We start from the raw sequence: 9,970 nt of genomic DNA on the forward strand, positions 1-9,970 counted from the left end.
CTTCCCGAGGTGACTGCCACCGTGACGACGACGAAGAGTGACTCCCCGACCTCCCCCCCGGTGCCTGCGAAGAAGGCCACGAGGAGCGTCAGCAGTGCCCTGGCGACGACGGCCCTCTGCGGCGCGCTGGCCTGCTCAGGCCCCCAGGTGCGCCCGGCTCCAGACCCCGAACCGTGCCCAGCAGGAGCCACCAAGGGCATGCAGAAGCTCGGCATGGAGATTGGGGACAAAGAGGGCGCGAGCTTTATCCGGGGGGATCAAAAAGTCGTAACGGTGAGGGAGGGCACTGCACAGATCATTGTGGGGTCGGACTACGCCACGCTATCTGGGCGGCTCATTATTGCTGACCGCGTCTATGTCCGACTGACGCGAGCGCGATTTCGCGGAGAGAGCTTCCCCGTGTGCCTGGAGGTGCTGGACAGCTCTCGCAACCGTGGACTGGAGATTAAAGGCGGCGGAGGGGAATCTGGTAAGGCGCGCGTGTACTCGGCTGTTTGGGTCAAGGCGGTAAGTGAGTTTGAATGAAGTGCCGATGTTTGGCTGGCGCCCATGTGTCGCCGGCAGTGTCGCCGCTGGCTTGGTCCGGGAGAAACGTCGAGTGCATCATTCCGTGTCGGCCGTGCTGCTTTCCCTCCTTCTCTCTGGAGCGGGGGCGGCTCTGGCGCAGTCGCCTGTTGCCTCTGTGGGGCTGAGCGTTCGCCGAATTGAGCTGGTCTCGGATGACACTCAGCCAGTGGCCGAGGTGGCGGTGAGCCCCGGGCTCTCGACGGTGTTCATCTTCGATTCGGAGGTGAGTCGAGAAGGGGTGACGCTCGAAGGGCGCGAGCGCTTCGCGGTCCTGGATGCCGGCCTCAGCACGTTGCGCTTGGTTCCCTCGGAGAAGCTCTCTCCAGGAGAGCGGCTCAAGCTGACGGTGCGCTTCCTGGATGGAGCGGCCCCGGCGAGTGCGACGATTGTCCTGGTCTCACACCCAGCGAGGTCAGAAGCGCTCATTGAGGTCTATCGACGCAAGAGGGGCATCGAGACATACCAGGAGGAAGTCCGGCAGGCCCGCCTCGAAGCCGAGCAATACAAAGAGGAGAATGCGCGCCTGCGCGCAGAGCGAAGTGCGCCCGATGGAGTGACGGGACTCATCGCGACATCAGTCCTTGACGGCCGCGGCATTGAGTTCCGCGACGTGACCGAGGGTGTGTCCCAGGTCCCGGGAGGGGCAGCAGCCAAGAATTTTGTCTATGCATACCGCACTGCCCGCAGGGTGGCTGTTGAGGTCCACCTTAATTCACGGGGGGACGACCAACCGTGGACGGCAGTCGGTGCGATGCTCAGGGGCAAAGCAAACGAGGAACTGAAGGTGCTCCGAGTGTGGCAGTCGGGCCCTCTTGCCCCCGATTCAACGAACCAACGCGTGGTGGTAGAGGCCGAGGCAGCCTCCAAGTTCCCTCAAGGCCCCTTCACGCTGAAGCTCTGGGATGCGGATGGGCGCCGCACCGTCACCCTGGGCAACGTCACCTTCCCTTAACCCAGCGAGGGCTGCCATCAAGCCCTCGCATGGGTTTCCGGCGTTTGGGGGCTTGTGCGGAATGCCAATCTAGGGTCCAATGGACTATACCTAATGGTCTAGTCCATTCTGGCGTGCCCTGGAGGGCGATGTGTTCCCCACTGTGCTGGAGCGTGTGCGCGCGACTGCGCGCTTCCTGGGTGGCCGCGAGGAGCGCCCGGAGGGCGACGCTCCTGAGCCGCCTTCCTAGCTCCACTTCGAAAACAGGCGTTGGGCTCTCGCGCTACGCCGAGGACCTCCCGCGCCGCCATGTGAGGCGCGTGCTGGCGGTCGTCGTGCGCCGAGTGGCCGTCTGCGCTCCGTCGGGCCGCGTGCCTGACGGGCGCTGAGGAGCCCTTCCTCAGTCATCCCAATTCGCGTTTGGAATCATGAGCGGAGCCGGGTCTTGCCTGATGCCGTGGCGTGACACGTCTGTCTGCCGTTGGGACGGAGCCGGGCTTCCTGGCGTCGTGACGTGACACGTCTGCTTATTGCTTCGCTCGGCCGGCCTGCCAGCGACTCCCTCAATGCAATGCACTCACCCCACAGCTCGGCGCACTGCCGGACTGAACGGGAAGCCTCTGTCCATTGCCCCGCTACTGGGGCCTTCACAGGAGACGTCGATGTTCATGCGCTGGGTTGTCGTGTTGCTGCTGCTGTTACCCGTAGCTGGGCGGGCGGAGGAGATTGCCTATGAAGCCGACCTGGCGAAGGACGAGGAAGACACCGTCCTCCTCGAACCGGGCGCGGACGAACTGCTCGAGCCTGTCGTTGAAGACGACGAGGACGAAGAGGAGGAAGCGCCTCCGGCCTCGTCCGGCTCGGGCTCTCGCTGGGCGAACCGACTGAGCCTGGAGGCCACGACGTGGGCGCTGCTTCCTCGACGGGGAGCCGGCACGGACGAAGGCTTCCTCCAGGTGGTGCCGCGGCTGGAGCTCGTCAAGCCGGGCATCCTTCACCTCGACGTGGGCGCGCCGGTGCGGCTGCGCATGTGGGGTGGAGAGGCGGGCGCCAGTCTGCTGCGAAAGGAGGACTGGGACGAGCTGTCCGATTGGGGCCAGGTGGTGCAAACGCTGACGTTGGGAGGCGACGCGCCCAACTTCGTCTGGGTGGGCGCGTTGGAGTCCTACACGCTGCTGTCCGGGCACCTGGTGCGCCGCTACAACAACCGGGGCAACCCCGACTACCACCCAGCGGGGGCGCTGGTGACGGCCATGCTGAGGCCCTTCTACGTGGAGGCCTTCGCTTCGGACGTGCTGGGCGCGCGGCTGATGGGAGCGGAAGTCGTCCTGGACGTGCAACACGTCCTCTTCGGCCGCCAGCCCTACCCCATGAAGTACTCGGTGGCGGTGTCGGCGGTGCATGACTGGGGCAAGGCCGGAGGGACTGCGGAGCCGCTGACGCTGGCCCACGTCGACGGGACGGCGATTCTCGTGAGCCGCCGCACCAAGGAGAAGGGCTTCGAACTGCAGGCGAATGCGGGCTGGGGCGGACGTCCCGGAACGGGCGGCGCGTGGGGCGCGGTGGCGGGGCTGGGCGCGGAGTACGCGTCCTCGACGGCCGACGTGCGCGCGCGCCTGGAAGGCCGCCTTCAGCGAGGAGGCTTCCGTCAGGGCGCCTTCGGCCCGGACTACGAGCTGGCACGCTTCCAGGTTGCGGGCCCGGACGCTGTGCCGCAGGCGGACGCGCCGTTTCCGGACGGGTACTCGGTACACGGCGAACTGATTCTGAGCTGGGACGCGCAGAGCCTGCGTGTCCTGGGGCAGCGCCACTTCCGTCTGACGATGGGCGCTGAGGTTTTCACCTGGGGGAGGATGGACGTGGACGGCCGACTGGAGACGCAGCTCTTCCACCGCAACCTCTCGGTGGGGGTGGGTGGCGTGGCGGTGGGCGTGGGCCAGCCGGGCGTGCGCTACCTCGCCTCGGGCGATGTGCGGTGGCGCTTCCTGGGCGGGAAGCTGTACGCGGTGGGGCAGGGCGGCACGCTGCTCTTCCCGACAGCGGAAGGGACACTGCGGCCAGGCGCCTTCGCTTCGGTGGGGCTGGGGGTGGACAATGCGCGCTGAGCGGCCTTGGGGCAGCGGGCTTGGCCTCGCGCTGGTGGTGGCCCTCCTGGCCTCCGGGTGCGCCTCGTTGCCGGCGAGGCCGGGCCAGGCGGGCCGAGGTGCAGTCCTGGCCTTCAGTCCCCTCTCCGTGCCCGCACAGGCGGCGAGGAGTGCGGCGGCGGGTGTGTACCGGGGGGAGGAGCCAGGCTCCGCGGAGGGGCCGTCCCTGCCGGCGCCGATGGGCTATCGGCGCGGGCCCTTCGGCAGCCCTGTTGGCGAGGAGGGGGCGGGAGGCGAGAACGCAGAGGAGGGCAGAGCCTTCGTCTGCGGTAGCGAGGGCGTGCCCGAGGGGTGGCCTCACCTCGACTCCAGCCGAGAGGTGCTGGAACTCTTCCTGGCGTGTGCCTCGCCCGCGGAGTTCGTGGCCATGCAGCGCGGGGTGGACATGCCCGCGCTGGTGCAGTCCCTCACGGACTGGGACGCCGTTCGCCTGGGGGCCCTGGGGCCGATGGACGCGCCGGCCTCAGCCGTCCTCAGCCGCAAGCGGGCGGCTTTCCTCGTCACGTCCGTGGAGAAGTACGGCGTGCCGTACTCCGAGGTGCTCGCCCTCTTTGTCCTGCACGCGGCCTTCGACGACGAGCTGCGCGAGGTGGTGCAGCGGCTGGCCCGCGACAAGCAACTGGGGGAGACGCTGGGCAACATGCCCGTCGTCCGCGAGGAGATGAAGCGGCGGGGCCTGGCGCTGGAAGGCTTCCCGGAGCGGGGGGAGCAGGCGCGCGACGTGCTGCGCGGGATGGCCCGCGCAGGCCGGGACATGCTCTCCAGCAGCCCGGCGAGTGTTGAGGCCCAGTACTCGGACCTCATGGCGGCGAAGCGCAGCCAGCTTCCCCCTCCGTACCAGGACGCGCTCGACGAAGTGCGCAAGGCGCTGTCGGCGAGGCACTACGCGCCAGGAAGTGTCGCGGCCGGAGCCTTCGACCACCTCACTTTCGGTGTGCCGGTCGGCTTCTACCACCTGGTGGCTGGGACGGGGCACGGGGCGTACTCGCTGGCGCAAGGCAAGTACGAGCAGGCCACACGCGAGCTGGCGCCAGCCGCGCTGATGGTGGCGCTGTATGCCGGGGGCAAGGGTGCGCGCGCCCTGGTGGAGTCCAACTCCGGTGGGCGGGCGAGTCTGCGGAAGCTCGCGGCATCGGAAGTCGAAGCGCTGAAGGCCGTCGTGAAGGAGCTGGAGGAGCTATTTGGCCCCGACGCAGTCCGTGATGTCGTCGCCATGTTCCGGGGCGAGCGCAAGGTCGCCTTCATCGCGGCGACGGAGGGGCCGGCATTCGTCATTGCCCTCTACGAAGCTCGTGGTGACGTGGCGAAGGCCCAGGCCGCGCTGGCCGTGCGCAGCGCGGAAGCCGCCAAGGTAACGCCGACGAAGGGCGTCCCGGAGCGCGCTCCCGAGGCTACCCCCGCTCGGGGCGCTGCACCGAAGTCACTGCGGGAAGTGCCGACAAAGAGGAGCGCCTCGAAGCGACGCGGCAGCTCGGGTCAATTCTCCCAGAACGCAGAGATTTCCGCTGCTGAGGCCGTGAAGGAGAAGCTGCGCCAGGCTGAACTCGAGGCTGCGGACGCACGCCTCCCGAAGGATGTGCAGTTGCTGCGGAAGCTGGCACCGAAGCTGAATGAACCGCCCCCAGGAGTCAAACAGGGGGCCTCGCTCTGGCGGGACTATGTGGCCTACCGCAAGAACCGGCTGAAGGAAATTCGAGATGGCGAACCCGTCAAGGGGCCCCTGGTTTGGGAGGGCTACCAAGCGATGCGTGATCGCTATGCCCGGGGCATGGCGTTCGAGCGGAAGATGGTCGCGCTCCTGGAGGAGGATGCGGCAAAGCCGCAGGTCGAGCGGACGTGGCTCAAGGACTTCGACGAGCCGCACATCGAGACACACGTCGGAGTCGCGAAGGTGGATTTTCGCTATGCGGACGTGCTCGTCATCGAAGGGCGGCCCACCCCGGGGCAGCCCCCTCGGGTGGAGACGTTCAGCTTCAAGAGTCGAGACCTCAGATTCCTGAAGAGTCAGGAGGTGGAAGTTCGGGTGAATACGGATGCGAGCAATGCGATGAAATACTACGGTGGGTCGCTGAGGATTCTGCGGGAAGGCATGCGGCAGCAGGCCGATGTTCGGAGGGTGCGCCTTATCTATGAAGGACCGGAGCTTCTGCCAAAAGAAACGAAGTTGTTTACCGACGCGGCAAGAACGGCAGAGAGGAAGATCAAGGGCGTGGAGGTAGAGCATCAATGAAGTTACTGACAGTGCATGATTTGAATAAGGCCGATAGCTTGAGCTTCACCTTCGAGGGGAGCTTCGACGCGACCCAAGGAGTCGAGCGCGCATTGACGCCCCTAGTTGATGCTCTTGAAAAGCATGCTGAAGGCTGGATGCCAACGGTCGTCAAGTCTGGGCGGAAGCGAAAGTATTCCCGAGAGGCCGTGTGGCGCGCGCTGGAGGAACGGCGCGATGAGTATGGTTCAATCATAGGGCTGTACCGACCAGAGAATCCCGCAGTGTCGCTCGTGTTTAATTTTATACTCACGCAAGATGAGTCCAGCTTCCACTCCCGCCTTGATCTGCAACCGCTTCACTTCTTTTCTGGGGTGGATGCCTGCCGCACTCTTGTTGCAGTGGCTCGTGCCTGGGCTGCCCGGTACTCGGTTCCTTACGCATCGGCTCACAGCATCGCAGACGAGCAGTTGGCCGGATCCCCTTGTTTTGGCCGAAAGGAACGAGATGCGCGAAGGGATGGGTTCGACAAGATTTATGAGCTGTTCTGGCTGAATGTCTTCGGCCCCAAGCTCGTGGAGAGCGTAGGCCGTGAGCGGATGCTCTCGACTCCGGCACACCTTGTGGAGGAGCTTCCCAACGGCTCCGTCCTCCTGGTGCTATGGCCCACTGCCGCCGAGTTCGCCAGCGAGGAGGCTCGCGTGGCCCAGGCCCGAGCCCACGTTCACCTGCGGCCAGACCTCGACTTCGACACGGTGCTGCGCAAGCTGCGGGAGCGCAGCGCCGCGCTCGTGCCCGTCGAGCCGCGCTTCCACCCTGACGTGGCGCCGTTCCTCTCGCGGCTGCCGGACGAATTCGCCATCAGCGAGCGGCAACGGAAGATTGCCGAACTCAACGCATTCCGGCCGCCGGTGCCAGAGGAGTGGCTCCCAGTCGCCCATCCCTCGGATGTGGAGAAGCCGAAGCGCGTCCTCGAATCCTACGGAGACTTGTCCGAAGGACTCGTGGCAGCACTGCACACCAAGGTGCCCTCCATCATGGACGAGACGGCCGAGTCCCTCACGGACTTGGACTTCTACTTCTGGCGGGACAACTTCCCGGAGCGGTACAAGCGCGAACTCATCGACAGTCACACGGCCCCTGCGCTGGGGGCCTACCTGGGGGACGTGCTGGTGCGGCGTCTGGGCGGGACGTGGGTGCTGAGGGCGAAGATGGAAGAGTCCCAGGTGCGGGTGGGCAAGCGCGTCTGGCTGCCCTTCCTCCGCGCCCGCCGGTACATGCAGTCCTGCCGGTCGCTGCTGGACTACTCGCTCACGCAATTCTTCCATGAGGTGGAGCGGTACAGGCCCTGACGGCGGCGGCTGGGTCGGGCTGTGGGGATCGAGGCAGAAGCAGGAGGAGCAAGGGCGCGTGCCCGCAGGCGCGCCTGGCGGCTCCTGCCTCACGCGCCGGTACACGACGTCCAGTGCGTTGCTGCTGGACCATTCACCCCCCCCAGCCCTCCTGTGGGGAAACGGTTCCTGGGAGACGCGGTGGGTACCACGGTGTGAATGACTGTCGTTTCTTGCGTGGGGTTGAGTGTGAAACATCCAGGGATGTCGGCTGTTGTTGGCATGGTCGCAGGCTCCATGGGCGCAGTCTGGCTCGCGTGGAAGCCTGAAGAGCGGACGATGGCGTGGGTCCAGACCGCGTTGCTTCTCGCCATCTTCATCGCCTTCATTGGCTACAAGTCATGGAGATTCCGGAAGTGGGCGGCGCTCTGTGAGCGGGGGGCCGCGCTGCTTGATGCTGGCGACCTCGGAGCTGCCCAACGCGCGCTCGAAGATGCCGATGGCTACGCCCTCCGCCCTCCGGAGCGCGTACTGACGCGCTTCCACCTTGCGTTGTGTGCGTTGTTCCAAGGGCATGTGGACGCCGCACACGCGGTACTCTTGGCGCTCTCTCGTGGGTGGCGTACCAAGGAAGTGCCCGACGTCTACGTTCGTGCCCCCGACATGTTGGCGGCATGTCTCGCCCTCCAAGGAGACCTGGTCGAGGCGCGGCAATGGCTGGAAGAAGCCCATCGTCGCCGCGGGCCAGGCGCTGCGAGCTTCTCGTTAGGGGAACTGCTCATCCTGTGCCGAGAGGAACGTCACGGTGCGACGGTGCGTTTGCTCGACGACCGTCGAGAGGCGATTGAGAAGTCCGGCGTCCTTATCCGCAATCAGCTTCGAGTTATTCGGGCTTTCTCCTGGGACGCGCTCGCCATGGAGACGGGCGGCACCCCGGACGAGGAGCTGAAGGGCTTGGAGCCAGTCCGGCCTGGAGAGTTCAACTACCTTGGCGCCCAGTGGCCTCGAATGGAGGCATTCCTCCGTGCTCGCGGCCTGAGCGAGAAGGAGGCCGCATGACGTTGCCATGTGGCCTACCAGCGGCTGCGCACGAACACGTCCAGCGCGAATGAAAACGGAACCCCCAGTGTGCCGAGGAACACCGCAGCCAAGGCATGGCGGCGTTCAACATCCGGCGCCTGTCCGGCCCTGACTGCGCGTAGGTGCTTCCATCCCAGGAAGGCTCCCGCGAGTGCGCATGGGAACAGGACGAGTCCGAGGCAGGAGAGGGCAAGGACTCCCCAGGCATGAGCCGAGACCTTCTGCGGGACGGCCGGCCGCAGCTCGAGGCACGGGCCACAGTAGACGGTAGCCACGGCACTTCGAACGCATTGGAGGCACACGAACGCCCCGCAGCGGTGACAGGTGTCGATGGCTGCCTGTTCCTGATGAAGGTGACAGCGGGGGCTGTCAGACCACCTCGGCTGCATTGCTACCTCGCCCAGTGCGGGCCTGTTCGTATGGTGCCGCGAACGGCGGGAGCCTGGGCGAATTCATACCGCAGTGCGGAGCGCATCGCTGGTGTGCGAGGCATTCAGAAGAAGCGGCGCGGGAGTTCTCGCTCTCGGCATTGAGCTCCTCGGTTGGCGCCCCGACGGGGCGTGGCACGTCTGTCCATACTCCCAACGGGCCGGGTCGCCTTTGACTCTTGCAGTCAACTTCCCTACTCGGTTTGCAGACCTGTCGGACTGAACAGGGAACCTCTGTGCTGAGCGCCCCTGCTGGGGCCTGCCACGGAGGCGTCCATGGGAATGCATGGGAGTTGGGCCGTCGTCTCGTTGCTGCTGCTGTTGCCCGGGGCCGGAGGGGCGCAGGAGGCCAACACTCCAGAGGACTTCGACGCCACCGTGCGCAGGCTGGAGGAGGCCATCTCCGACAACTCTTCCGACGAGGAGGAAGAGGGAGAGGCTCAGCCCGAGAAGGAGGCTTCTGCACCCGCGGCGCCCGACTCGGCACCTCCGATGACGAACCTGCTGCGCATGGACGCGGCGACGTGGACGTTGCTGCCTCGGAGGGGCGCGGGCACCGAAGAAGGCTTCTTGCAGGTGGAGCCCATGGTGGCCTTGGGGAAGGGGGAGTCGTTCCGCCTCATTCTCGGGGCGCCGGTACGACTGCGGCTGTGGGGTGGAGGTGAGGGCGCAGGCCTCGTGAGGAAGGAGGACTGGGACACGCTGTCCGACTGGGGGCAGGTGGTGCGCCTCTTCATGGTGGGAGGGGATACGCCCAACTCGATGTGGCTGGGCATGATGGAGGGTTACTCCCTCTTGTCCGGGCACCTGGTGCGGCGCTACGGCAACCGCGTCAACCCCGACTACGACCCGGCCGGCGTCATCGCGACGGGGACGCTGGGGCCGGTGTACGCGGAGGCCTTCGCCTCGGACGTGCTGAGCGCGCGCCTGGCGGGGGCTGAAGTAGCCCTGGACGTGCAGCACGTCCTCTTCGGCCGCCCCCCTGTCCCGGGGCGGTACACGCTGGCGTTGTCGGCGGTGCATGACTGGGGGAGGGTAGGCGGCACCGCGCGGCCCATGACGCTGGCGCACCTGGACGCCACCGCCGTGGTGCTGCGGCGCGGGCGCAAGGGGCAGAGGCTGGAGGCGCACCTGCTGGGCGGGTGGGGTGGACGCCCGAGCGAGGGCGGAGCCTGGGGCGCGGTGGTGGGCGTGGGCGTGGATACGCTGACGCCGACGGTGGACATGCGCGCGCGCCTGGAAGGCCGCCTTCAGCGAGGAGGCTTCCGTCAGGGCGCCTT

Annotated in this window: 6 protein-coding genes and 1 pseudogene; all 7 read left to right on the plus strand. The window is 66.5% G+C overall.

Translation table 11 applies throughout. The features are described 5' to 3' along the window. A pseudogene (locus tag ACLEQD_RS28795) lies at positions 1–525 on the plus strand (serine/threonine protein kinase); the annotation flags it as partial. Positions 526–598: 73 nt separating this feature from the next. Then, the gene (locus ACLEQD_RS28800; protein WP_410388374.1) at positions 599–1,519 is read left to right on the plus strand and encodes a DUF2381 family protein; all 921 of its coding nucleotides are present in this window, start codon (positions 599–601) and stop codon (positions 1,517–1,519) included. A 641-nt stretch (positions 1,520–2,160) separates the two neighbouring features. After that, on the plus strand, positions 2,161–3,603 hold the full coding sequence (locus tag ACLEQD_RS28805; RefSeq protein ID WP_410388376.1) for a hypothetical protein: 1,443 nt from the start codon (positions 2,161–2,163) through the stop codon (positions 3,601–3,603). Then, positions 3,593–5,872 carry a hypothetical protein gene (locus tag ACLEQD_RS28810; protein ID WP_410388377.1) on the plus strand — a complete coding sequence of 760 codons (2,280 nt, stop codon included), beginning with the start codon at positions 3,593–3,595 and terminating at the stop codon, positions 5,870–5,872. Before ACLEQD_RS28805 ends, ACLEQD_RS28810 begins: the two co-directional genes overlap by 11 nt. Next, entirely contained in the window at positions 5,869–7,203 is a 1,335-nt protein-coding gene (locus ACLEQD_RS28815; protein WP_410388379.1) for a hypothetical protein, read from the plus strand. Before ACLEQD_RS28810 ends, ACLEQD_RS28815 begins: the two co-directional genes overlap by 4 nt. Positions 7,204–7,521: 318 nt before the next feature. Then, a complete protein-coding gene (locus ACLEQD_RS28820; RefSeq protein ID WP_410388381.1) occupies positions 7,522–8,241 on the plus strand; it encodes a hypothetical protein in 720 nt (239 codons plus the stop codon). 725 nt (positions 8,242–8,966) lie between these two features. Further along, positions 8,967–9,970 (plus strand): hypothetical protein (locus tag ACLEQD_RS28825; protein ID WP_410388383.1); only part of this gene is annotated, 1,004 nt, incomplete at its 3' end.

Origin of the sequence: Corallococcus sp. 4LFB (genome assembly GCF_046520365.1) — a bacterium.
GTDB classification, from domain to species: Bacteria; Myxococcota; Myxococcia; order Myxococcales; family Myxococcaceae; genus Corallococcus; species Corallococcus caeni.

Excerpts from the sequence above, each read along its gene's own strand:
- ACLEQD_RS28805 (WP_410388376.1), top strand. The coding sequence starts at position 2,161 with ATGTTCATGCGCTGGGTTGTCGTGTTGCTGCTGCTGTTACCCGTAGCT.
- ACLEQD_RS28810 (WP_410388377.1), top strand. The coding sequence starts at position 3,593 with ATGCGCGCTGAGCGGCCTTGGGGCAGCGGGCTTGGCCTCGCGCTGGTG.
- ACLEQD_RS28815 (WP_410388379.1), top strand. The coding sequence starts at position 5,869 with ATGAAGTTACTGACAGTGCATGATTTGAATAAGGCCGATAGCTTGAGC.
- ACLEQD_RS28820 (WP_410388381.1), top strand. The coding sequence starts at position 7,522 with ATGGCGTGGGTCCAGACCGCGTTGCTTCTCGCCATCTTCATCGCCTTC.